Source organism: Kitasatospora sp. NBC_00070, from assembly GCF_045041205.1.
In the GTDB taxonomy this organism is placed as follows: Bacteria; Actinomycetota; Actinomycetes; order Streptomycetales; family Streptomycetaceae; genus Kitasatospora.
Genome location: NZ_CP108247.1, coordinates 1,315,072 through 1,337,946 on the forward strand (window position 1 = coordinate 1,315,072; position 22,875 = coordinate 1,337,946).

The following is a 22,875-nucleotide window of genomic DNA, read 5'->3' on the forward strand; positions in this document are numbered from 1 at the left end:
CCGGAATCCCTTTCCTTGCGCATCGTGGTCGAATATTTTCAGTTCGCCATATGTTCGGTAGATCTGCCAAATGGATATCCCGGATTGCCCTAGGGTCGGCCCGGGCAGGCCAGGCACTGTGCCGGCCGCCCGCCGAACAAGGTGGGGAATCCATGCTGAGATGCCTGTTCTCACCCCGAATCAACCTCCTCCTGCGCACCACCGCGGCCGCCTCCCTGACGGCCGCGCTGCTGGTGGGTGTGGGCGCGCCGATGTCCGGTGCGGCCACTGCCGACACGTCACCGTCCGCCCTGGTGAAGTCCGTTCAGAACGTGACCCACCCGGGCGCCGCGGCGGCCGAGCACGGTGACACCGTGAACTGGGCCGTCGGCTACCGCAACGCGGCCGACTCCCCGGCCGCCGCGCCCGCCACCCTCACCGACCTGATCACCGGTGCGGGCACCGCCCAGACCTACCTGCCGGGGTCGCTGCGCACGCCGCCCGGCTGGACGCCCTCCTGGTCCACCGACGGGACCACCTTCACGCCGACCGACCCGGGCACCGCGACCACCGCCGTCCGCGCCGAGACCCCGAACGCCCGCCCCGGCGGCACCGAGCTCTCGGCGCCGCTGCTCGCACCGGTGCGGCCCACCAGCCAGTCCACCGGCGGCGACGGCTTCACGCCGATCCTGCACCGGACGGCGCTGGGCGAGGTGCAGTCCTGGAACATCTACCACCACGCGGCGGCCGCCGCCCGCCAGGTGGTCTGCAGCGACCTCGGCACCGGCCTGCCGTGCAGCGGCGGGCCCTGGCCCCGGCCGCTCAACAGCACACCGGGACCGCTCGGTTCGGGCAACACCGGGGACATCGCCAGCACGCTGGCGCCCCAGTACGTCGAGGACCCGCAGCGGCCTGGCACGGTCTACTACCCCGGCGTCTCGGGCGGCTCCGTCGGCGTCGGCTGCCTGGATCTGGACGCCAAGGCGAACTGCGGGTTCTTCGCCCTGGCCCCGGTGGCCGGATCGGCGTCCGCCGCGAACGGGCTGGCCGGGCTGGTGACCACCGCGGGCAACCTGTACGGCGTGGCCGGCACCGGGCAGGTGCTCTGTCTGACCGTCAGCACCCGCACCCCCTGCGCCGGGCAGCCGTATGCCGCGATCGTCCCGCCCAACCATGACCTCCCCAGCACGCCCGGCGCGCAGTACATGGGCGCCACCACCGTCGCCGACGGCAAGGTGTTCGCCTCCTCGGCGCCGATGACCAGCGGCTCCACCGCCGCGCTGCCGCCCGCCCTGGGCTGCTTCGACCCGGCGACCCGGCTCGCCTGCACCGGCTGGGAGACGCCGCTCCAGGCCGCTCCCACCGCCGCCTACTACACCTACGGCGCCTACACCTCCTACGACACCGCCGGCCACGCCAACGGCGTCTGCACCACCTCCTCCGGCGGCGCGACCCTGACCACGGGCTGCTTCACCCTGGCCGGCGCCCCGTTGAGCCCGCCGAGCAGCCTGGGCGGGCTGAACGGCGGCGTGCTGACCTTCAACCCCGAGGTCGTCACCGCCAACGGCGAGACCCGCAGCTACTTCCCGCTGTGGAGCGGCGGCATCCCGGGCGGCACGATCTGCCACGACTGGACGCACGCCGCGCCGTGCGCCGGATTCCCGCAGCCCGCGCTGCACCCGGGGGTCAACAACGGTGTCACCCGCGACTACGGCTACAGCTACGACGCCACCACCCGGTGCCTGATCGGCCTCGGTGACGCGGGCGTGCTGTTCTCGATGGACCCGGCCACCGGCACCTCGCCCTGCGTGCACAGCGGGGCCACCGTGACGCTCCGTCCGTCGGCCTTCTACTGCGACGGCGGCACCGGCCACGTCCAGGCGTACACCCGGGCCGAGTTGCTGGACATCGACCTCTCGCACGTCGACCTGGCCGCCTCCCGGGTCAGCGTCACCGATCCCGACGGGACGGTGCTCGCCGCCCCGCCGCTGACCTCGGCCGGGACGGTCGACCTCAGCGGGATCAGCGCCACCGCGCACCCGGCCGTCACCGTCTCGGTGCAGCTGGTCCTCACCTCCACCGACGACTTCGGCGGCGGCAAGCACCCGACCCTGACGGTGGAGTACCAGGGTGACGCCCCGCAGCTGTGCTTCCGCACCGTCGCCACCGCCGACTGCGCCACCACCCAGCTGACCAACACCGCCACCGGCGTGGACGTCACCGGGCAGTTCAGCTCCAACACCGTCACGCTGGCCGTCGCCCCCGGGGACGGGTGCCGGCCCAAGATCTCGGTGGTCAAGGAAATCTGCGCCTCCGACCACCCGCACGACTGCGGCCCGGGCGGGCCCGGGCCCTGGGCCAAGACCAGCCCGGTCGGCCTGCTGCGCCTGCTGGGCACCGCGTACTGGCGGATCACCGTCACCAACTCCGGCCAGGTGGCCGCCTCGGGCGTCCAGATCAACGACGCCGTCACCCCCGCCTGCCGGAGCGCGGCCGGCACCTTCGACCTGGCGCCCGGCGCGAGCCGACAGGTGCACTGCAACTCGTTCCTGCTGGCGCTGCCGCTGAAGAACACCGCCTCGGCGTCCTTCGTCCCGGCCGGCTCGCCCCCGGGCACCACGCCCGGCACCAGCGCGCCGTCCTCGGCGGTGGCCTGCTCGCTGCTGTGCATCCTGGCCGGGCCCGACCAGGACTGACCGCCCGTCAGCCGATCGAGGGCGGCCCGGAACACTCCCGGGCCGCCCTCCCCGGTGCGGACTACACGCCCAGCACCGAGCCACCGGTCGCGTCCAGCGTCTGGCCGGTGACCCAGCGGGCGTCCTCGGAGGCCACGAAGGCGACCACGCCGGCTATGTCCGCCGCCTGGCCAACCCGGCCGAAGACGGAGTAGGAGGCCGCCTGGGCGTGTGCGTCGGGGTCGGCCAGCCAGGGGTTGATGTCGGTGGCGACGATCCCCGGGCTGACCGAGTTCACCGTGATCCCACGCGGCCCGAGGTCCTGGGCCAGGGTCAGCGTCAGGACGTCGAGCGCGCCCTTGGTCATCGAGTAGGCGGTGATGCCGGGGAAGGCGATCCGGGTGGCGCCGGAGGAGATGTTGACGATCCGGCCGCCGTCCCGCAGGCGGTCGAGGCCGTGGCGGATGACGAAGAACGGCGCCTTGACGTTGACCGCGAAGACCCGGTCGTAGTCCGCCTCGGTCACCTCGTGGATGCGCCCGAGGGCGTTGACACCGGCGTTGTTGACCAGGATGTCCAGCCCGGTCGCGCCCTCGGTGTGCTCGGCCAGCCCGGCGTCGAACGCCGCCCAGAGCGCCTCCGCGTCACCGGGCACGCCCAGCTCGGCACCGATCGCGAACGCGCTGCCGCCCCCGGCCCTGATCTCCTTGACGACCTGCTCGGCGGCCTCCCGGTTGGTGCCGTAGTGCACCGCGACCCGCGCACCCTCGCGGGCCAGCCGCTCGGCCACGCCCCGACCGATGCCCCGGCTGCCGCCCGTGACCAGTGCCGTCCTACCTGCAAGCGAACCCATGGCTGCGCCCTCGTTCCCCTCGTGGTCAGTTCTGTAGCGATCACTACGGAACGAGACCGTAGCACTTTTCTGTAGTGCCCGATATAGAATTCCGGCATGGCCACCGATCGGACCGCCGAATCACCCGGACAGCCCAGCGACCTGCCCGCCGACCACGCCGCGCCCGCGCGCGGCCGGCCCCGCTCGTTCGACCGCGAGGCCGCCCTGGCGCGGGCCGTCGACCTGTTCTGGGAGCGCGGCTACGAAGCCACCTCGGTCGCCGACCTGACGGCCGCCATGGGCATCCGCCCGCCCAGCCTCTACGCGGCCTTCGGCGACAAGCGCTCGCTGTTCGAGGAGGCGGTGGCCAGCTACGCGCAGAAGTACGGCACCACCCTGCCGCGCGCACTGGACGAGGGGCCGACCGTCCGGGCGGGCATCGCACGGATGCTGCGCACCGCGGCGGCCGAGTACACCGACCCGGCCCACCCCTGGGGCTGCCTGGTGACCAGCTCGACGGTCAACTGCACGGCGCCCGAGCTGGAGCAGGCCATGCGCGAGGTCCGCAACGCCAACGTCCGGACCCTGGAGTCCCGGATCCGGGCCGATGTCGCGGCCGGGCACGAGCCGCCCGGCACCGACGCCGCCGCCCTGGCCGTCTTCGTCGGCACGGTCCTGCAGGGCATGTCCCAGCGGGCCCGCGACGGCGCGACCCGGGCCGAGCTGGAGCAGGTCGCCGAGTTCGCCATGCGGGCCTGGCCCTAACGGGCGGCGCCGGTCCGGGCGTAGCGCCCCGGGGTGACGCCCCAGGTCCGCTTGAAGTGCCGGGTGAAGTGCGACTGGTCGTAGAAGCCGACGGCCACCGCCACCTCGCCGGGCGGCTGCCCGTCCAGCAGCAGCCGCCGGGCCAGGTCCACCCGACGCGACGTCAGGTACCGGTGCGGCGCGATGCCGTACGCGGCGGTGAACGCCCGGACCAGATGGGCGGGGTGGGCGTGCAGCAGGCGTCCGGCCTGGTCCAGCGTGGTGGCCTCGCGGAGCCGGGCGTCGAGCAGGTCCCGCAGGTCCTGGGCCACCCCGCGCGGGGGCTCGCCGGCCGGCACCAGCCGGGGCCGCAGGTGCGTCCGCAGGCGTTCGCCGATCAGCGCGAGCCGGCTCTCCGCCTCCAGCTCGTCCCCGGGGCGGGCCAGCGCCGTGTGCAACTGCCCGATCCGGGCGCGCAGTACGGGGTCGGTGAGGTCCGGACCGTCGACGGCCGGGCCGATGAAGCTGGCGTCCAGCTGGGTGGTGTCCAGGTAGAGCACCCGCTTGCGGAAGCCGTCGGCGGTGGCCGGTGAGCCGTTGTGCGGGACGAGCGGCGGCAACAGGCTGACGGTGTCGCCCGGGGTGCCGCGCCGGTGACGGTCCAGGTCGTAGGAGACCGCGCCGTCGTCGACGATCAGCAGGGTCCAGCTGTCGTGGACGTGCATCGGGTACCTGTGCCCGGTGAAGCGGGCGTGCAGCACCTCGGTGACACCCGGGACCGCCGGGCGCCAAGCGGTGATGTCCTGGCGGGGCGTCATGCAAAGAACGTACAAGACGGCGCCGCCGCCGACCCCGCAGTCTCGACCCATGAGCACCGACCACGAGACCGCCCCCGCCCCCGTCCGCTTCGACACCAAGATCGCCGTACTGCTGCGCACCGACCTCGAGCCCTGGCAGCGGCTGAACGTGACCGCCTTCCTGGTCAGCGGCCTCGGCGCGGCGGCTCCCGAGCTGATCGGCGAGCCGTACGCGGACGCCGACGGGGTCGGGTACCTGCCGATGTTCCGTCAGCCGGTGCTGGTCTTCGAGGGGTCGAAGGAGCTGCTGACCGCCGCGCACGGCCGCGCGCTGTCCCGCGAGGTGCCGGCGGCCGTGTTCACCTCGGACCTGTTCGGCACCGGCAACGACCGCGACAACCGGGCGGCCGTCCGGGCCGTGGGCACCCACCAGCTCGACCTGGTCGGGCTGGCCGTGCACGGGCCGCGGAACGCCGTGGACAAGATCCTCAAGGGCGCGCGGATGCACCCCTGACCCACGGCGGCCCTACCCTGAGCGGCATGGACGAGCGTGACGGTGTGGAGATCGTGGCCTTCCCGGACGGGGCCGCGTTCGAGCGGTGGCTGGCCGAGCACCACGGGCGGCAGGAGGGGGTGTGGGTCAAGGTCGGCAAGAAGAACTCGGGCATCCCGAGCGTCACCGAGGACGAGTTGGTCGACCACGGCCTCTGCTTCGGGTGGATCTCGGGCCAGCGCCGCTCCCTCGACCAGGAGTACTACCTGCAGCGGTACGTGCCCCGCCGCCCCCGGAGCCTCTGGTCCCAGGTCAACGTGGAGAAGGTGGCCGAACTCACCGCCGCCGGCCGGATGCGCGAGCCCGGCCTCGCGGAGGTCCGCCGGGCCCAGGCCGACGGACGGTGGGCCGCCGCGTACGCCTCGCAGCGGAACGCCACGGTGCCGGCCGACCTGGCCGAGGCGCTGGCCGCCGATCCGGCCGCGGCCCGGGCCTTCGAGGCCCTCAACCAGTCCGGGCGCTACCAACTGCTGCTGCCCCTGTTGCAGGCCCTCACCCCCGAGACCCGGCAGGCCCGCCTGGACCGGGCGGTGAAGTCGCTCTCCGGGCAGGTCGACTGACCGGCCGTCGGACCATCCGACGGCCGGTCAGGGGCGGAGCTGGAACGCGGCCGTCAGGGTGTAGCCGACCAGGGCGCCGAAGAAGGCGACGGCGGTCACGTGCCGGGCGGTGAACGGCAGTCCGGCCAGGGCCGGGTAGAGCAGGACGGCGACCGCGGCGCAGCCGTCCGCCGCGTAGAGGCCCAGCGGCGGCAGGATGTTGGTGGTGCGGGCGGCCCAGCCGGTGGCCACCAGGAAGCCGGTGAGCAGCACGAAGCCGGACAGCAGGCCGGAGCCGATGGTCAGCAGGACCGAGTGCGGCTCGGGCACCGGCTCACCCTCGGGGAGGGCGGGGCGCAGCCGGTGGGCGACGGCGAGGCCGGTCACCGCGATCAGCAGGGCGGCGAGGGCGCCGAGCAGGGCGAGCAGGTTCACGTGCGGCTCCCGGGGCGGTGGATGGGGTGGAGCAGGGCCGCCAGCGCGGCCGGGACGAGGACCACCAGCAGCAGCACGACCGACCAGACCACCGGGTCGATCCCGGGCGCGGTGGCACCGGGCGGCACGACGGGCGGCGGGGCGGCGAGCGCGCTGAAGGTCACCGGTGGCGGTGGCGGCACCGACGGCGGTGGGGGCACCACGACCTGAGGGGTCGTCGACTCGGCCGCCACCGCGGGCACCACGGCCGGTGGCTTGGGCCGGGCCGCCTTCGGGGCCGGCGTGCGGGGCGCCGCGTGCACCACGGCGACACTGCTCGCGGGCGCGGCGGGCACGACCGGCACGGCGGGCGTCGGGCTGGGCACCGCGACCGTGGGCGAGGGCGACGGTGAAGCCGAGGGCGACGGCGGTGCGGTGGACGCCGTCGGCGTCGGGGTGGCCGACTCCGACGGGCACGCCGGTGGCGGTGGCGGCGGAGGGCAGCGGGGAACGTCATCCATCCGGCCGATTGTGCGGCCCCACCCTGTTCATCCCACCCCGGACGACTGCGGCGCTACCCGGACGGGTGACGCCACGTCAGTTCCCACGCGCCCCGGGCGCACCCCGGGTCGCCCGGGCGGTGGCAGCTCCGGCCACCGCAGGAGGTTCCCCTTTCCCCGTGCACGGGTCTGTTCCGACCACCCGATCACTTTGTAGCATTCGATCGCCAGTTGATCTAACGGTCTCGATCGATCTCATCGTCGCTCAGGGAGTCACCCCACCCATGCTCCTGCCCCGAATCGCACTCGCCCTCCTGGCGGTCACCGCCGCGGCCCTCCCGGCCCCGGCATCCGCCGCCACCCCCGTCACCAGCTATCTGGACTGCTCCGCGGCGACCAACGGAACCGGTACCGCCGCCAGCCCCTGGAACACTCCGGCCGCCGCCAACGCCCATGTCTTCGGCCCCGGCGACCAGTTGCTGCTCAAGCGCGGCGCCGACTGCCTCGGCACCCTCCGGCCGCAGGGTTCCGGCGCCCCCGGTGCGCCGATCACGCTGGCCGGCTACGGCCCCGGCACCGCCCGCCCGGTGGTGCACGGCGACCCGGCCTCGGCCGAGCAGGCCGCCGTGCACCTCCACAACGTCGAGTACTGGGAGCTGCGCGAACTGGAGATCAGCTTCCCCGATCCCGCCGCCACCAAGCGCGAGCGCAACGGCCTGCTGGTCGAGGTCGCCGACCTGCCCGACGGGGTCGGCTCGCACTACCTGGTCGACGACGTCTACGTGCACGACGTCAACGGCGACGCCACCAAGTGGTCCAACGGCATCCAGTTCCGGGTCTCCGGCACCACCACCCCCACCAACTTCGACGACGTCGTGGTGCAGAACTCCCGGATCACCCGGGTCGACCGCGAGGGCCTGACCAACCGCTCCACCTGGATGTGCCGCCCGAGCTACGGCAGCGGGGACGGCTGCGGCTCCACGGTCAACTGGCGCCCGAGCACCCGGCTGGTGTTCCGGGGCAACACCGTCAGCGACACCGGCGGCGACGGCATCGTGGTCCGCGCCGCCGACCACGCGCTGGTCGAGCACAACACCGCGTACGACATCGCGATGCGCCCGATGGGCTCCAACGCCGGTGTCTGGACCATCAACTCGGACCACACCACCGTCCAGTACAACGAGGTGCACCACGTCCGCCGGCTGTCCGACAACAACGACGGGATGGCCTTCGACTCCGACTACGGCAACACCGGCGCGGTGTTCCAGTACAACTACAGCCACGACAACGAGGGCGGCTTCATGCTGTTCTGCGGAGCCTGCGGCGCGGGCTCCAGCAGCACCGGGACGGTGGTCAGGTACAACCTGAGCCGGGCCGACAGGAGCCGCTGGCTGTTCGCGGTCGGCGAGAAGAACGCCCAGATGTACAACAACACCGTGTACCTGCCCACCGGTTCGACCACCGCGATCATCCAGGACGGCTCCGGCACCACCGCCACCCGGCTGTCCGGCAACCTCTTCCACAACCTCGGCACCGGCGGCTACACGGGCTTCGGCTCCAGCACCTACCAGCCCGCCGACTTCGGCTGGACCGCCAACACCTTCTTCGGCAACCACCCGGCCAACGAGCCGGCCGACCCGGAGAAGCTGACCGCTGACCCGGGCTTCACCAACCCCGGCGGCAGCGCCGCCGAGGACTACCGGATCGGCGCCAACTCCCCCGCCCGCTCCTCCGGTTCGGTGATCGCGGGCAACGGCGGCCGGGACTGGTTCGGCGCCGCCGTACCCGCCGTCTGCCGACCCGACCGGGGCTTCCAGCAGGCCGCCGCCTTCGACGACGCCGCCTGCGCCCCGGCCAACGCCGTCCGCAACCCCGGCTTCGAGACCGGCGCCCTCGCGCCCTGGACCTTCTACGGCGGCGTCACCGTCGACGCCACCGGCGCCCACTCCGGCACCCGCGCCGCCAAGGTCGGCCCGGCCCAGGCCGCCGCCGAGCAGGTGATCACCCTCGCCCCGAACACCACCTACCGGCTCTCCGGCTGGGGCCGGGTCTCCGCCACCGGCACCGAGCTCTCGCTCGGCGTGAAGCAGTACGACACGCTCGGCTCCACCACCCGGGCCGCCTTCACCACCACCGGCTGGACCGAGGGTGCCACCACCTTCACCACCGGACCGAACGCCACCGGCGCCAAGGTCTACTGCTACGCCCGCAGCGGCACCGGCTACGGCTGGTGCGACGACGTGACCGTCGTGCCGGGCTGACCCGGGAGGGCCGCCTCCGGTCCGCGCGGGCTCAGATCCGCCAGGACCGGATGCGGTCCGCCGCCACGAACACGTCGGCCTTGAACTCGGCCACGTCCCGGGCGAGTTCGACCAACGCGCCGTACGGCGGGTCGATGCCCTCCTCGGCCGCGTGCATGTACGCGGCGGTGGCCATGCAGGCGTAGAGGTTGTTGCGCACCGGCAGCGGGCGCAGCTGCACGATGGTGTGCATCAGGGCCGCCGCGCACCAGGACGGGTCGGCGTCGTGGCCGAGCTGGGCGGTGTTCACCCGGTGCCGGGCGACGGCGGCCTGCAGGGCCGAGTAGTCGCGGACGGTCAGGTCCTCCGGGTACGCCTGCTCCTGGACGTCGAGCAGCCAGCGGATGTCCACGTGCAGCACGGTCTTCACGCGGCGGGGCCCCGTTCGGCCGGAGCGTCCCCGGGAAGGGCCGGAGCGTCCTCGGGGAAGGCCGCGTCGAACTCGTCCAGGTGCTCGTGCCAGAACGCCACCGCGTGCTCCACGAAGGTCCGCCGCTGCTGCTCACGGACGCTCAGATCGTGGACGTACGCCTTCACGCTCTTACCGTCCGCGGCGGCGGCCGCGCGGATCGCGGCGAGTTCGAGCTCGGTGTACTCGATGTTGAGCGCTGGCATGAAAGGCACGGTACCGGAGGGGTACCAGGCAGCAGTACCCCTCCGGCGAATCCCGTCACCCGACCCGCCAACGGCTCGCCTCGGCTCACATCGGCTCGACCGGCCGCAGCTCACCGTCGAGTTCGAGCCAGCGGGTGATGCCGATCCCGCGCAGGAACGGCAGGTCGTGGCTGGCCACCACCAGCGCGCCCCGGTACCCGGCCAGCGCCTGGGTGAGCTGGCGCACGCTGGCCAGGTCCAGGTTGTTGGTCGGCTCGTCCAGCAGCAGCAACTGCGGCGGCGGGTCGGCCAGCAGCAGGGCGGCCAGACTGGCCCGGAACCGCTCACCGCCGGAGAGCGTGCCGGCCCGCTGGTCGGCCCGGCCGCCGCGGAACTGGAACCGGGCCAGCCGGGCCCGGATCGCGTTGTCCCCGGCCCCCGGCGCGTACCGCTTGACGTTGCCCACCACCGACAGCTGGTCGTCCAGCAGGTCCAGCCGCTGCGGCAGGTGACGGACCGGCACAGGTACCGACAACTCACCCTCCACTGCCCGGAGTTCACCGGTGATGGTACGCAGCAGGGTGGACTTGCCGGCCCCGTTCCGCCCGACCAGCGCGATCCGCTCGGGGCCCCGGACCTCCAGGCTGACCCGGTTGCCGTACGCGAGCCGGACGTGGTCCAGGCTGAGCACCGTCCGGCCCTCGGGCACGGCCGTCCTGGGCAGGTCGATCCGGATCTCGGCGTCGTCCCTGACCGCCTCCTCGGCGGCGGTCAGCCGCTCCTTGGCCTCGTTCAGGCGCTCGGTGTGCATGCCCTTCAACCGGCCCGCCGTCTCCTCGGCCCGGCGCTTGAAGGCGCCCGCGAGGATCTTCGGGTCGTTGCGCTGGATCGACTTCCGCTTGCCGTAGCTGGCGCTCCGGTCCAGCCGGATCCGGGCGTCCGCCAGGTCCCGCTGCTGCCGATGGACGTCGGACTCGGCCGCCCTGACCAGCCGTTCGGCGGTCTCCTGCTGGGCTGCCACGGTGCGCTCGTAGTCGGCGAAGTTGCCGCCGTACCAGGTGACCGTGCCGTCCCGCAGGTCGGCGATCTGGTCGACGTGGGCGAGCAGCTCGCGGTCGTGGCTGACGATCACCATCACCCCGGGCCAGCCGGCCACCGCCTCGTACAGCAGTGAACGGGCCCGCCGGTCCAGGTTGTTGGTCGGCTCGTCGAGCAGCAGCACGTCCGGCCGGCGCAGCAGCAGGGCGGCCAGGTGCAGCAGCACCGCCTCGCCGCCGGAGAGCCCGCCAACCGTCCGGTCCAGATCGAGCCGGCCGAGGCCGAGCTTGGCCAGGGTGGCCGTCGCGCGCTCCTCGACGTCCCAGTCCTCGCCGATGGCGGTGAAGTGCCGCTCGTCGGTGTCCCCGGACTCGATCGCGTGCAGGGCCCGGCGGGCCGCCGCGATCCCGAGCGCCTGGTCCACCCGCTGGGCGGTGTCCAGGGTCAAGTCCTGTGGCAGGTAGCCGAGTTCGCCACCGATCCGGATGCTTCCGGAGGTCGGGGTGAGCTCCCCGGCGAGCAGCCGGAGCAGGGTGGACTTGCCCGCCCCGTTCAGGCCGATCAGACCGGTGCGGCCGGGGCCGACCACCAGTTGGAAGTCGTGCAGCACGCTGCGGCCGTCCGGCCACTCGAAGCCGAGGTCGGTGCAGCGGATGGAGGAACTGGGTTGTGCCATGGATGGCCTCCCGAAATGTGGTCGCCGTGGTGGGGAACGAGCACGGGGAGACACCGCTGCGCTGCGGAGGAGGGGGAGGGCACCACGAGAAGGGGGCTCGCCACCGAGGTCAACGCACGCACGCCCGCGAAGGATGTCAGCGGGTGAGCGGTGTCTCAGGACCTCAGTAGAGCAACGGCCTTCTCCAGTCTTCGGATCTCTTGCGGTGCGGGATCCACGGTAGGCCGGGGCCGGGACGGCCGCAAAGGGTTTTCCGGCGGGCCCGATAGGATCGGGGCATCATGAGCGCCACTCTCGTAGTCAAGGACCTCAGCGCCGGCCACGGCGACCGCATCCTCTTCTCCGGCCTGGACCTGGTCGTCGCCCCCGGCGACGTGGTCGGCCTGGTCGGGGCCAACGGGGCGGGCAAGTCGACCCTGCTCCGGTTGATGGCCGGTCTGAGCACCCCCGAGAGCGGTTCGCTCAAGCTCAGCCCGCCGAGCGCCAACGTCGGGCACCTGCCGCAGGAGCCGGAGCGCCGCCCCGGCGAGTCGGTCCGCGACTTCCTGGCCCGGCGCACCGGGGTGGCCGCCGCCCAGGCCGCGCTGGACGAGGCCACCGAGGGCCTGGTCGAGGGCCGCCCGGGCGCCGACGACGCGTACGCGACCGGCCTCGACCGCTGGCTCGACCTCGGCGGCGCGGACCTGGAGGAGCGCGCCGAGGAGGTGGCCGGCTCGCTCGGGCTGAAGGTGAGCCTGGACCTGCCGATGACCGCGCTCTCCGGCGGCCAGGCGGCCCGCGCCGGGCTGGCCTCGCTGCTGCTCTCCCGCTACGACGTCTTCCTGCTCGACGAGCCGACCAACGACCTGGACCTGGACGGCCTGGAGCGGCTGGAGTCCTTCGTCAAGGGCCTGCGCGCGGGCACCGTGCTGATCAGCCACGACCGCGAGTTCCTCACCCGCACGGTGACCAGGGTGCTGGAGCTGGACCTCGCCCAGCAGCAGGTGAACCACTTCGGCGGCGGCTACGACGCGTACCTGGAGGAGCGCGCGGTGGCCCGTCGGCACGCGCGCGAGGAGTACGAGGAGTTCGCCGACACCAAGGCCGGGCTCGAGGCCAGGGCCCGGATGCAGCGGGGCTGGATGGAGAGCGGCGTCCGCAACGCCCGCCGGAAGTCCAGCGACAACGACAAGATCGGCCGCGCGACCCGCGCCGAGTCCAGCGAGAAGCAGGCCGCCAAGGCCCGGCAGACCCAGCGCATGATCGAGCGCCTGGACGTGGTCGAGGAGCCGCGCAAGGAGTGGGACCTGCGGATGGAGATCGCCGCCGCGCCGCGTTCCGGCTCGGTGGTGGCCACCCTGCGCGGGGCGAAGGCCGAGCTCGGCGCCTTCTCGTTCGGCCCGGTCGACCTCCAGATCGACTGGGCGGACCGGGTGGCGATCACCGGCGCCAACGGCGCGGGCAAGTCCACCCTGCTGGCCGCCCTGCTCGGCCGGCTCGAACTCACCGACGGCAGCGCCACCCTGGGCTCCGGCGTGCTGGTCGGCGAGGTCGACCAGGCGCGCGGGCTGTTCTTCGGCGAGGAGCCGCTGCTGGACGCCTTCCAGGCCGCGGTGCCCGACCTCGCGCCGGAGGAGGGCCGCACCCTGCTGGCCAAGTTCGGCCTCAAGGCGGCCCACGTGCTGCGCCCGGCCCACACCCTCTCCCCCGGCGAGCGCACCAGGGCCGCCCTGGCCCTGCTCCAGGGGCGCGGGGTGAACCTGCTGGTGCTGGACGAGCCGACCAACCACCTCGACCTGCCCGCCATCGAGCAGTTGGAGTCCGCGCTCGCCTCCTACACCGGCACCCTGCTGCTGGTCACCCACGACCGCCGGATGCTGGAGGCGGTGACGGTCAACCGCCGCCTGGAGGTCGTGGGCGGCCGGGTCCAGGAACTCCAGGGCCGGGTCTGACGGATACGTGGTCCAGACCTTCCGCTGAGGCACCGTCATGTGCTGTGCTGTCGCCCATGGTTGACAGCACAGCGCCAGCGGCCACCTACCCCACCGTGCCGCTCCGCCCGATGACGGTCCCCACCCACGAGGCGGAGACCCGCAGCAGGTCCTTCCACGACGTGATGGCCCTGCGCCGGACCGTCCGCGACTACTCGACCCGCCCGGTCCCGGACGGGGTGATCGACTGGGCGATCCGGACCGCCTCGACCGCCCCCAGCGGGGCGCACGTCCAGCCCTGGCGGTTCGTGGTCATCACCGATCCGGAGCGCAAGCGGCGGCTGCGCGAGGCGGCCGAGGCCGAGGAGCGCGAGTTCTACGCGCACCGGGCCTCGGAAGAGTGGCTGGCCGCGCTGGCCCCGATCGGGACGGACTGGCAGAAGCCGTTCCTGGAGGACGCCCCGGCCGTGATCGTGGTCTTCGAGGTGCACAAGGGGCCGGACTCGCCGCGCCCCTACTACACCAAGGAGTCGGTCGGCATCGCGGTCGGCTTCCTGCTCGCCTCCCTGCACCAGGCCGGTCTGGCCACCCTGACGCACACGCCCAGCCCGATGCGCTTCCTGAACGAGGTCTGCGAGCGGCCGAGCGAGGAGCGGGCCGCGTACGTCATCCCGGTCGGCTACCCGGCGGACGGGACCCTGGTGCCCGACCTGCACCGCAAGCCGCTGGACGACGTGCTGGTCCGACTCTGACCCGCCGTCCGACCCGTCCCGTACCGACCGTCCGGTTATCCGGAAGCGGTCTCCGCTGAGCGAGAAAATACCTGGTCGGGGGCGTGGCACGGAGGGGATAATCCGCGCATGAGCGAGACCACCCACGAGCCCGCCACCGGCCCCGAGGCCGCCACCGCTTCCGAGGTCACCGCCGTCACCTCCGGCCGTCCGCCCGAGCTGATCGCCCTGACCGGCGGGGTGTCCCTGCGCCGCCGGGCCCTGGCCGACGCCGATCCGCTGAACGAGGCGGTGGTCGCCAACCTGGACCACCTGCGGCCGTGGATGGCGTGGGCCGCCGAGGCCCCCACCCCCGAACTCTCCAGAGACCTCGCCCAGGCCGGGGTGACCGCCTGGGACGAGGGCACCGACTTCATGTACCTGGCCGGCCTGGACGGGCAACCCGGCAGCGTGGTGGGCGCGTTCGGCCTGCACGGCCGGATCGGCCCGGGTGCGCTGGAGATCGGCTACTGGGTCTCCGCCGGCCACACCCGCCGGGGCATCGCCACCGCCGCGGCCGCCCGGCTGACCGAGGTCGCCCTCGCGCTGCCCGGCATCACCCGGGTGGAGATCCGCTGCGACGAGGGCAACCAGCTCAGCGCCGCCGTCCCGCAGCGACTCGGCTACCGGCTCGACCGGGTGATCGACTACACCCCGACCGCCCCCGCCGAGACCGGCCGCAAGCTGATCTGGGTCCGGACCGCCTGACCGGCCGCCGCCGTCCCGGCCCAGGTCAGCGGCGGTCCGTGGCATAGGGTGCGGACAGGGCTGACGTGCCGCCGTCACCCCTGTCCCGCCCCGTCGAGAGGACCCCCACCGTGCCGACCACGCCCGCCACCGGACCCACCGTCAGCCCGTCGCCCGGACGGTTCGGCCTGGGCACGGCCGCGGTCGGCCGGCCCGGCTACATCACGCTCGGCCGCGACCTCGACCTGCCTGCCGAGCGCACCGTGGCCGCGCTGCGGGAGCGCACCCACGGCCTGCTGGACGCCGCGTACGCCGCCGGCGTGCGGTACTTCGACGCCGCCAGGTCGTACGGCCGGGCCGAGGAGTTCGTCGGCGAGTGGCTGGCCGCCCACCCGGCGGCCGACGACGTGCTGGTGGGCAGCAAGTGGGGCTACACCTACACCGCCGACTGGCGGACCTCCGGGGTGCCGGTGCACGAGGTCAAGGAGCACTCGGTGGCGGTGTTCGACCGTCAACTCGCCGAGACCCGGGCCCTGTTGGGTGACCGGCTGAACGTCTACCTGGTGCACTCGGTCACCCCGGACAGCCCGGCCCTCACCGACCCCGCCCTGCACGAGCGGCTGGCCGCGCTGACCGACCAGGGCGTCCGGGTCGGCCTCTCCACCAGCGGACCCGCGCAGGCCGAGGCGATCCGGGCCGCCCTGGCCGTGACGGTGGCCGGCCGCCCGGTGTTCGCCGCCGTGCAGTCCACCTGGAACGTGCTGGAGCCGTCCGCCGGGCCGGCGCTGGCCGAGGCGCACGCGGCGGGCTGGTTCGTGGTGGTCAAGGAGGGCATGGCCAACGGCCGGCTGGCCGACCGGAACGCCGCCGACGCCCTGCGCACCCTCGCCGCCGGGACCGGCGCCTCCTGCGACGCCCTCGCCCTGGCGGCGGCCGCCGCCCAGCCCTGGGCGGACGTCGTGCTCTCGGGCGCGGCCACCACCGGGCAGTTGGCCTCCAACCTCACCGCCCCGGCCCTCGACCCCGATCGGCTGGCCGCGCTGGCCGGTCTGGCCGAGCCCGCCGAGGCGTACTGGCGCACCCGGGCCGCCCTGCCCTGGGCCTGATCCGGCCCGGGCCCGGGCCCGGGGTCTCCCCCGGGCCCGGCCGTGCGGTCAGTACCGGTCGCCGACCGGGGCGGGCAGCGCGTCCAGCTCCGCGAGGTCGGCGGCCGACAGCGTGAGGTCGGCCGCACCGGCGTTGTCCGCCAGGTACTTGGGCGTCTTGGTCCCCGGGATCGGCACCACGTACCGCCCCTGGGCGACCACCCAGGCCAGCGCGACCTGCGCCGGGGTCGCGCCGTACCCGTCGGCGATCCGGCGGACGGTGTCCACCAGGACCTGGTTGGCCGCCAACGCGTCCTCCTGGAAGCGCGGCAGGGTGGAGCGCCAGTCGTCCGCCGGGAGGTCGGCGGCCGAGCCGAACCGGCCGGCCAGGAAGCCCCGGCCGAGCGGCGAGAACGGCAGGAACGCGATCCCGTTCGCCTCGGTGTACGGCACCACCTCGGCCAGCGCGTCCCTGGTCCAGAGCGAGAGCTCCGACTGCACCGAGGCCACCGGGTGCACCGCCGCGGCCCGTTGGATCTGCTCCACCGTCACCTCGGAGAGCCCGAGTCGGCGCACCTTGCCCGCCGCTACGGCCTCCGCCATGGCCCCCCAGGTCTCCTCCACCGGTACCGCCGGGTCGACCCGGTGCAGCTGGTACAGGTCCACGTAGTCGGTGCCCAGCCGGCGCAGGCTCTCGTCGATCGACCGCCGCACGTGCTCCGGCCGCCCCTCGTTGCCGACCCTGGCTCCGTCGGTGCCCCGGACCAGGCCGACCTTGGTGGCCAGCACCGCCCGCTCGCGGTACCCGCCGGCCAGACCGGTGCCGACCAACTCCTCGTTGTCGAACGGACCGTAGACGTCCGCCGTGTCGATCAGCGTCACCCCGAGGTCGAGCGCCGACCGCAGCACCTCGACCGAGGCCACGTCGTCGCGCCCGTTCGGGTCGTACGCCCAGGTCATCCCCATGCAGCCGAGGCCGATCACGCCGACCTCGGGGCCGTCGACGCCGAGCTTGGTGGTCCGCACAGTTGTCACTCCTTCAGATCCGGTGAACCGATCGCGCGGGGACCAGCCTGCCTCCTGGAGTGCACTCCAAGTCAACCTCGCCCCGCCGGTCGCCTAGTGAGCCGCGAGCAGCCCGGGCAGCGCACGCATGTCGTGGAAGACCACCGTCCCCGGGCCTTCGAGCCGCTCGGCACGGGTCGGTCCGCCCGCGTAGCCGAACGCCCGCATCCCGGCCGCCCGGGCCGCCCGGACACCGGGGTTGCTGTCCTCGACCACCGCACAGGCGGCCGGGTCGACGCCCATCCGCTCGGCGGCGAGCAGGAAGAGGTCCGGGTCGGGCTTGCCCCGGGCCACCTCCGAGGCGCTGAAGATCCGGCCCGCGAAGTGCTCGTACAGGCCGGTGCGGCCGAGGGTGTGACGCATCTTCTCGTGCGAGCCGCTGGACGCGACGCAGGTCGGCAGGGTGATCGCGGCGAGCGCCTCGGGCAGGCCGTCCACGGCGGTGATCCCGGCGTCCACCGCCACCCGGTGACGCTCGATCAGCTGGTCCCACCAGAGGGCCGCCGTCGGTGCGCCGAGCCGTTCGGCGATCTGCTCCTTGATGGAGGCGCTGGACCGGCCGATGAAGCGGTCGATCACCTCCTCCTCACCGAGCGGCCAGCCGAGTTCGGCGCCGAGCTCGACCTGCAGTCGGAGCGCGATCCGCTCGGTGTCCACCAGCACGCCGTCGCAGTCGAATATCACCAGTTCTATCGGCTTGATCATCTCCGCAGCATAGGACCGGCTACGATCGCCCCAGCTGCCCGGGCGTAGCGCAGAGGCAGGCGCATGGTCTCCAAAACCAACACACGCCGGTTCGAATCCGGCCCCCCGGGCAGCCCCTCGACCACCCTCCCGGACAAACCCGACCGCCCTCCATGTGCCGGTTGGTCTAAGATCGTCGGCAGCTGTCCGGGCGTAGCGCAGAGGCAGGCGCGCCACTACCGCATGGTGGTTCACGCCGGTTCGAATCCGGCCCCCGGGCAGCACCCACGGTCCCGTAGCGCAGAGGCAGGCGCGCCGCTTTGCCAAAGCGGGTACGCCGGTTCGAATCCGGCCGGGACCACCGAGAAGCGGGAGAGAGCAGTGCCGCAGGACGAGTTGACGCAGCAGGAACTGGCCGCGTTCGAGCTGACGCTCGGACGACTGCGTCGGCTGCCCTTCGACCATCCGGTGCGCCTGCGGGCCGAGCACAGCAGCGAGTCCTTCGTCCGGGACGGCCGCAAACGCCGCCGTCGGGCGGGCCTCGCGGGGGACGCCGTGCTGATCGGCAGCACCGCCACCGGTGGTCTGACCCGCCGTGAGGACGCGCCCCTGCCGACCACCCCGGCCGCCGCCCCGCTCGGCGAACTCCGGCGCGCCCAGCACTGCTACGTCTGCAAGTCCGCCTACCGCCAGGTGGACGGCTTCTACCACCGGCTCTGCCCGGACTGTGCCGCCGACAACACCGCCCGGCGCGGCCTCAGCACCGACCTGCGCGGCCGCCGCGCGCTGCTCACCGGCGGCCGGGTGAAGATCGGCTTCCAGCTGGCCCTGATGATGCTCAGGGACGGCGTCGAACTGACCGTCACCAGCCGCTTCCCGCACGACACCCTGCGCCGCTTCGAAGCCGCCCCGGGCAGTGCGCAGTGGCTGGACCGGCTCGACGTGGTCGGCATCGACCTCCGTGACCCCCGCCAGGTCCTCGGCCTGTGCGAGCGGTTGCGCGCCGACGGACGGCCGCTCGACATCCTGGTGAACAACGCCGCCCAGACCCTGCGCCGCCCGCCGGAGGCGTACGCGCTGCTGGCAGCCGGGGAGCACGAGAGCCTGCCGCCCGGCAGCCGGGTCTCGCTCGCACCGGGCTTCCGGCCGATGCCCGCGCTCACCGCCGCCTGGCCCGCCACCGAGCTGGCGGGGCCCGAACTGCCGGGCCGGGTGGCCCCGTCGGCCGACGAGGCCGGGCTGCTGCCGGACACCGCACCCGCCAACTCCTGGTCCGCCCGCCTCGGTGAGCTCGACCCGGCCGAGGTGCTGGAGACCCAGCTGGTCAACTCGCTGGCCCCGGCCCTGCTCTGCGACCGGCTGCTGCCGCTGCTGCTCGCCTCGCCGCACCCGAACCGCTACGTGGTGAACGTCACCGCCGTCGAGGGCCGGTTCGAGGTCCGCAACAAGACCGGCGGCCACCCGCACACCAACATGGCCAAGGCCGCCCTCAACATGCTCACCCGGACCAGCGCGGCCGAACTCGCCCTCCAGGGCGTGCACATGTGCGCGGTGGACACCGGCTGGATCACCGACGAGAACCCGGCCCCGAAGAAGTCCCGGCTGGCCGACCGCGGCTTCCGCACCCCGCTCGACATCGTGGACGGCGCGGCCCGGGTCTACGACCCGATCGTCCGGGGCGAGGCCGGCTCCCCGCTCTCCGGGGTGTTCCTGAAGGACTACCGCGAGGCGGCCTGGTGAGCACAGGACCCGATCTGACCCCGCTGCTCGCCTGGCTGCGGGCCGGCCGCCCCGCCACCGAGCGGATCGACTTCCCCACCGGCACCGCCCTGCCCGACGGCCGACTCGACCTCTGCAAGCAGGACCTCGGCCCGGACGGCGCGGCCCTGGTCGCGGAGTCCCTGCCCCCACGCGGGCACCTGGTGCTGGCCGACACCGGGCTGCGTAGCCGGGAGGCGCACCTCCTGCTGGACGCCGCCCGGCACGCTGTCACCCCGACCCGCTATGTACTCGGCAAGGGCGTCGCCACCACCGTGCGCCGCCGCCTGGACGACCTCGCCGCCCACCGTACCGGACGACGTGGCGGCGGTGGCCAGCGTGCACCGGACCGCAGGCCCGTCCTGACGCCGGATCAGCGGGTCGGCACGGCGACCGGGCCGGCGGCGACGTGCCGAAGGCCGGTCACGACCGTCCGGTGATCCGGCGGACCAGGTCGCCCAGCAGCTGCCAGGCGGTCGGCTCGGCCTCCGGCTCGACCGGAGCCGGCGCCGGGACCTTGCGCTTGACCGAGGCCGGGACTGCCGGGGGGTAGCGCAGCGCCCTGGGTGCCGGCTCCGGCTCGGGCTCCGGCAGCTCCTCGTACTCCGGCTCGTGCTCGGGCGCCGGCCCGGCGGTCGCTCCGGCGGTGGTGACGAGTTGGGGAAGGGTGCCGGTGAAGCCGGGCAGCAGACGCGCGAGCACCGCCCAGGCTTCGCCGTGCCCGCCCAACTCCCGCTCCACCAGTGGCTGGAGGACGGCCTCCACCTCGGCCAGCCGGGTCGGGAAGAGCGTCCGTCCGGCGCCGAGCAGCCGTAGGGTCTCCAGGGCAGGGGCGGACCGCTCCAGCAGGTCCGCCGGACCACCGAGCACACCGGCCTGTCGCAACCGGTGGTCGAACTTGGCGTGGGTTCCGAACGCGGCCCGCAACTCCGGCGGGCAGTCGATCTGTTCGGCCAGCGCCCAGCGCGCGTAGCCGGGGAACGGCTGCTCCTCGTGGGCAGCCATCACCAACGGCCAGTCGGCGCGCCGCAGTTCGCGGGCAGCGGCCTTGGCCTTCCGGAGCGACCCGCGGTCGGTGGCCTGCCGGAGCCGACCGATCACCGCTGCCGGCGCGCCGAGGTCCGAGCGCCGGGTCGGCACCTGGCCCTCCGGGGCCGGCCCGTCCCGGCCCGGGCCGAACAGCAGGCCGCTGCGCAGATCCTCGGTCACGCCCAGGGGCAACAGACCGTACCGGCCGAGGAGTTCGTTCAGCTCGGGCTGGTCCTGCTGGAGCATCCAGAGCCGGACGGCGGGCGACACCGTCCGGACCAGGTAGCTGAGCGAGTGCACCTGGTAGCGCTCCGCCGAGGACGGCCCCACCGGCCCCTCCGGGCGGATCCGCAGCCGCGCACAGATCTGCCGCCGGACCGCTTCCGGGGCCAGCCCCACCAGGTAGCGCACCCCTCGGGTGGTCGACTCGTCCATGATCCCCCTCCAGCTTCGGCCCGCCATCATGCCAGTCGGTCACGGCGCGGCCAGCACCGCCTTCGAACGGTCGGCGGCCAGTCGCAGGGCGAAGCCGGCCAGCAACGTACCCATCGCGTACCGGTGCAGGCGCTGCCAGGTCGGGCGGCGGGCCAGGAAGGCCGCGACCGAGCCGGCCATCAGCACGAAGGCGCCGTCGCAGAGCAGGCAGACGGTGATCTGGGTGAGGCCGAGCAGCAGGCTCTGCAGTGCGACCTGACCCCGCTCGGGCGAGACGAACTGCGGGAGCAGCGAGATGTACAGGATGGCGATCTTGGGGTTGAGCAGGCAGGTGACCAGACCCATCAGGAACAGCTTGCGTGGCCGGTCGGGTGCCAACTCCCTGGGGGTGAACACCGATTCGCCGCCCGGCCGGAGCATCTGCCAGGACAGCCAGAGCAGGTAGCCGGCCCCGGCCAGCTTGAGGGTCAGGTAGACCTCGGGCACCAGCGCGAAGACGGTGGCGATCCCGGCCGTCGCGGCGACCAGGTAGACCGTGAAGCCGACCCCCACCCCGGCCAGCGAGACCAACCCGGCCCGCCGGCCCTGGGCCACCGACCGGGAGACCAGGTAGATCAGATTGGGCCCCGGGGTGAGCGCCATCCCGAACGACACCAGGGCGATCCCCGCCAACGCTCCACCGCTGATCATGTCCGTCTCCTCCGCCCACCACGCCGACCCGCTGCCGAAGCGGTCATGATGGCAGCCGACCCCGCTCCGGCTCGCCCCATTTTCCGGCCGCCCCACCACGCGTCCCCGGGCAGAAGTACGTACCGGGGGCGCATCGCACCGGGCCCCGCACGCCCCCGTGCACCCCGACCGCCCCCTCCTACGGTGCGGCGGCCGGTCGTGGTTTCTGGGAACGTGGGCCGATCGCTTCGGACCGCAGGGGGACACGCATGGCACGTCGTTGGCTGATCACCGGATGCTCCTCGGGCCTCGGCCTGGCCCTGGCGGAGGCCGTCGCCGCGGCGGGCGACACCGTCCTGGCCACCGCCCGCAAGCCCGCCACCCTGGCGGAGCTGAGCCGCCGTCACCCCGACCGGGTGCTCACCGCCGCGCTGGACATCCGCGACCAGGCGCAGGTGGACGAGGCGGTGGCGCTGGCCGCCGACCGGCTCGGCGGGCTGGACGTGCTGGTCAACAACGCGGGCAGCGGCCTGTTCGGCGCGGTCGAGGAGGTCTCCGACGAGGAGCTGCGCGACCAGCTGGAGACCCTGGTGGTCGGCCCCTGGCGGCTGGTCCGGGCCGTGCTGCCGCTGTTCCGGGCCCAGCGCTCCGGGCACGTCGTCAACGTCTCCTCGCTGGCCGGCCGGATGGCCTTCCCCGGGCTGGGCGCGTACGTCACCGGCAAGTACGCCCTGGAGGGCATGAGCCAGGCGCTGGCCGCCGAGGTCGGGCCGTTCGGCATCCGGGTCTCGGTGATCGAGCCCGGCGGCTTCGCCACCCGCTACGGCACCGCCATCGCCGAGACCGCCCGGCGGGTCCCGGTCTACACCGAGCCGCTGGAGCCCATGCGGGAGGCGATGCGGCAGCTGGAGCACACCCCCGGGCTGAACCGGCCCGAGCTGTTCGCCGAGCTGGTCCGGCGGCTGGTCGCGGCCGAGCAGGACACCCCGCTGCGGGTCCCGGCCGGGCCGGACGCCTACGCCTTCCTGGACCAGGTCGAGCAGGCCGCCCGGGACGAACTGGCCGCCGCCAGGGCCTTCGCCGAGCTGGGCGACTGACCGCCGCCCGAGGCCCGCCCCGGCGGGCCTCGGGTTGACTCCCCT

Annotated in this window: 23 protein-coding genes and 3 tRNA genes; 15 read left to right on the forward strand and 11 right to left on the reverse strand. The window is 73.7% G+C overall.

Features of this window, described 5'->3' with window-relative positions; translation table 11 throughout:
* Positions 1-152 precede the first annotated feature (152 nt).
* A complete protein-coding gene (locus OHV05_RS06210) occupies positions 153-2,675 on the forward strand; it encodes a hypothetical protein (protein ID WP_405016737.1) in 2,523 nt (840 codons plus the stop codon).
* 61 nt (positions 2,676-2,736) lie between these two features.
* Here the strand turns inward: OHV05_RS06210 and OHV05_RS06215 are convergent, their stop codons facing one another.
* Complete coding sequence (locus tag OHV05_RS06215) at positions 2,737-3,507, reverse strand: SDR family oxidoreductase (protein WP_405016738.1); 771 nt, start codon at positions 3,505-3,507, stop codon at positions 2,737-2,739.
* Between the two features lie 96 nt (positions 3,508-3,603).
* On the opposite strand from OHV05_RS06215, the gene OHV05_RS06220 reads away from it, so the two are divergent.
* Positions 3,604-4,251, forward strand: a complete 648-nt coding sequence (locus tag OHV05_RS06220) for a TetR/AcrR family transcriptional regulator (RefSeq protein ID WP_405016739.1) — start codon at positions 3,604-3,606, stop codon at positions 4,249-4,251.
* On the opposite strand, the gene OHV05_RS06225 is transcribed toward OHV05_RS06220, so the two are convergent.
* Positions 4,248-5,048 (reverse strand): helix-turn-helix domain-containing protein, encoded by an 801-nt coding sequence (locus tag OHV05_RS06225; protein WP_405016740.1) that lies wholly within the window; start codon positions 5,046-5,048, stop codon positions 4,248-4,250. The two genes, OHV05_RS06220 and OHV05_RS06225, sit on opposite strands and share 4 nt — an antisense overlap.
* 49 nt (positions 5,049-5,097) lie before the next feature.
* Here OHV05_RS06225 and OHV05_RS06230 point away from each other — a divergent pair, with 49 nt between their 5' ends.
* Complete coding sequence (locus OHV05_RS06230) at positions 5,098-5,541, forward strand: DUF2000 family protein (RefSeq protein WP_405016741.1); 444 nt, start codon at positions 5,098-5,100, stop codon at positions 5,539-5,541.
* A 26-nt stretch (positions 5,542-5,567) separates the two neighbouring features.
* Positions 5,568-6,140 carry a YdeI family protein gene (locus OHV05_RS06235; RefSeq protein WP_405016742.1) on the forward strand — a complete coding sequence of 191 codons (573 nt, stop codon included), beginning with the start codon at positions 5,568-5,570 and terminating at the stop codon, positions 6,138-6,140.
* A 27-nt stretch (positions 6,141-6,167) separates the two neighbouring features.
* Here OHV05_RS06235 and OHV05_RS06240 read toward each other — a convergent pair whose 3' ends face one another.
* Together OHV05_RS06240 and OHV05_RS06245 are read right to left on the reverse strand one after the other, a co-directional pair.
* Positions 6,168-6,554, reverse strand: a complete 387-nt coding sequence (locus OHV05_RS06240) for a hypothetical protein (RefSeq protein WP_405016743.1) — start codon at positions 6,552-6,554, stop codon at positions 6,168-6,170.
* On the reverse strand, positions 6,551-6,919 hold the full coding sequence (locus tag OHV05_RS06245; protein ID WP_405016744.1) for a hypothetical protein: 369 nt from the start codon (positions 6,917-6,919) through the stop codon (positions 6,551-6,553). Before OHV05_RS06245 ends, OHV05_RS06240 begins: the two co-directional genes overlap by 4 nt.
* A 398-nt stretch (positions 6,920-7,317) precedes the next feature.
* Here OHV05_RS06245 and OHV05_RS06250 point away from each other — a divergent pair, with 398 nt between their 5' ends.
* Positions 7,318-9,294, forward strand: coding sequence for a carbohydrate binding domain-containing protein (locus OHV05_RS06250; protein ID WP_405016745.1), 1,977 nt, complete (start codon positions 7,318-7,320; stop codon positions 9,292-9,294).
* 31 nt (positions 9,295-9,325) lie between these two features.
* Here the strand turns inward: OHV05_RS06250 and OHV05_RS06255 are convergent, their stop codons facing one another.
* The 3 genes from OHV05_RS06255 to OHV05_RS06265 form a co-directional block, all read right to left on the reverse strand.
* Positions 9,326-9,703 (reverse strand): toxin Doc, encoded by a 378-nt coding sequence (locus OHV05_RS06255; protein ID WP_403041199.1) that lies wholly within the window; start codon positions 9,701-9,703, stop codon positions 9,326-9,328.
* Positions 9,700-9,948, reverse strand: coding sequence for a hypothetical protein (locus OHV05_RS06260; RefSeq protein ID WP_405016746.1), 249 nt, complete (start codon positions 9,946-9,948; stop codon positions 9,700-9,702). Before OHV05_RS06260 ends, OHV05_RS06255 begins: the two co-directional genes overlap by 4 nt.
* An 85-nt stretch (positions 9,949-10,033) precedes the next feature.
* The gene (locus OHV05_RS06265; RefSeq protein ID WP_405016747.1) at positions 10,034-11,641 is read right to left on the reverse strand and encodes an ABC-F family ATP-binding cassette domain-containing protein; all 1,608 of its coding nucleotides are present in this window, start codon (positions 11,639-11,641) and stop codon (positions 10,034-10,036) included.
* 281 nt (positions 11,642-11,922) lie between these two features.
* On the opposite strand from OHV05_RS06265, the gene OHV05_RS06270 reads away from it, so the two are divergent.
* The 4 genes from OHV05_RS06270 (at position 11,923) to OHV05_RS06285 (ending at position 16,114) form a co-directional block, all read left to right on the forward strand.
* Complete coding sequence (locus OHV05_RS06270; protein WP_405016748.1) at positions 11,923-13,572, forward strand: ABC-F family ATP-binding cassette domain-containing protein; 1,650 nt, start codon at positions 11,923-11,925, stop codon at positions 13,570-13,572.
* Between the two features lie 56 nt (positions 13,573-13,628).
* Positions 13,629-14,303, forward strand: coding sequence for a nitroreductase family protein (locus OHV05_RS06275; RefSeq protein WP_405016749.1), 675 nt, complete (start codon positions 13,629-13,631; stop codon positions 14,301-14,303).
* 108 nt (positions 14,304-14,411) lie between these two features.
* Positions 14,412-15,029: a GNAT family N-acetyltransferase gene (locus OHV05_RS06280; RefSeq protein WP_405016750.1), complete on the forward strand. Its 618-nt coding sequence runs from the start codon at positions 14,412-14,414 to the stop codon at positions 15,027-15,029.
* A 110-nt stretch (positions 15,030-15,139) separates the two neighbouring features.
* Positions 15,140-16,114 carry an aldo/keto reductase gene (locus OHV05_RS06285; RefSeq protein ID WP_405016751.1) on the forward strand — a complete coding sequence of 325 codons (975 nt, stop codon included), beginning with the start codon at positions 15,140-15,142 and terminating at the stop codon, positions 16,112-16,114.
* A gap of 48 nt (positions 16,115-16,162) precedes the next feature.
* On the opposite strand, the gene OHV05_RS06290 is transcribed toward OHV05_RS06285, so the two are convergent.
* Positions 16,163-17,119, reverse strand: a complete 957-nt coding sequence (locus OHV05_RS06290) for an aldo/keto reductase (RefSeq protein WP_405016752.1) — start codon at positions 17,117-17,119, stop codon at positions 16,163-16,165.
* A gap of 93 nt (positions 17,120-17,212) precedes the next feature.
* On the reverse strand, positions 17,213-17,863 hold the full coding sequence (locus tag OHV05_RS06295; protein ID WP_405016753.1) for an HAD family hydrolase: 651 nt from the start codon (positions 17,861-17,863) through the stop codon (positions 17,213-17,215).
* 36 nt (positions 17,864-17,899) lie between these two features.
* Between OHV05_RS06295 and OHV05_RS06300 the strand changes: the two genes are divergently transcribed.
* From OHV05_RS06300 to OHV05_RS06320, 5 genes are all read left to right on the forward strand, one after another.
* Positions 17,900-17,975 (forward strand) — tRNA-Trp (locus OHV05_RS06300).
* Between the two features lie 72 nt (positions 17,976-18,047).
* Positions 18,048-18,123: transfer RNA gene (locus OHV05_RS06305), tRNA-Ala, on the forward strand.
* An 8-nt stretch (positions 18,124-18,131) separates the two neighbouring features.
* Positions 18,132-18,203 (forward strand) — tRNA-Gly (locus tag OHV05_RS06310).
* Between the two features lie 20 nt (positions 18,204-18,223).
* Positions 18,224-19,582 carry an SDR family NAD(P)-dependent oxidoreductase gene (locus tag OHV05_RS06315; RefSeq protein ID WP_405016754.1) on the forward strand — a complete coding sequence of 453 codons (1,359 nt, stop codon included), beginning with the start codon at positions 18,224-18,226 and terminating at the stop codon, positions 19,580-19,582.
* Complete coding sequence (locus OHV05_RS06320) at positions 19,579-20,040, forward strand: hypothetical protein (protein ID WP_405016755.1); 462 nt, start codon at positions 19,579-19,581, stop codon at positions 20,038-20,040. Before OHV05_RS06315 ends, OHV05_RS06320 begins: the two co-directional genes overlap by 4 nt.
* Here OHV05_RS06320 and OHV05_RS06325 read toward each other — a convergent pair.
* Positions 20,024-21,064, reverse strand: coding sequence for a hypothetical protein (locus tag OHV05_RS06325; protein ID WP_405016756.1), 1,041 nt, complete (start codon positions 21,062-21,064; stop codon positions 20,024-20,026). The two genes, OHV05_RS06320 and OHV05_RS06325, sit on opposite strands and share 17 nt — an antisense overlap.
* A 39-nt stretch (positions 21,065-21,103) precedes the next feature.
* The gene (locus OHV05_RS06330; RefSeq protein ID WP_405016757.1) at positions 21,104-21,754 is read right to left on the reverse strand and encodes a LysE family translocator; all 651 of its coding nucleotides are present in this window, start codon (positions 21,752-21,754) and stop codon (positions 21,104-21,106) included.
* A 248-nt stretch (positions 21,755-22,002) separates the two neighbouring features.
* On the opposite strand from OHV05_RS06330, the gene OHV05_RS06335 reads away from it, so the two are divergent.
* Positions 22,003-22,830, forward strand: coding sequence for an SDR family oxidoreductase (locus OHV05_RS06335; RefSeq protein ID WP_405016758.1), 828 nt, complete (start codon positions 22,003-22,005; stop codon positions 22,828-22,830).
* The last annotated feature ends 45 nt before the right edge of the window (positions 22,831-22,875 follow it).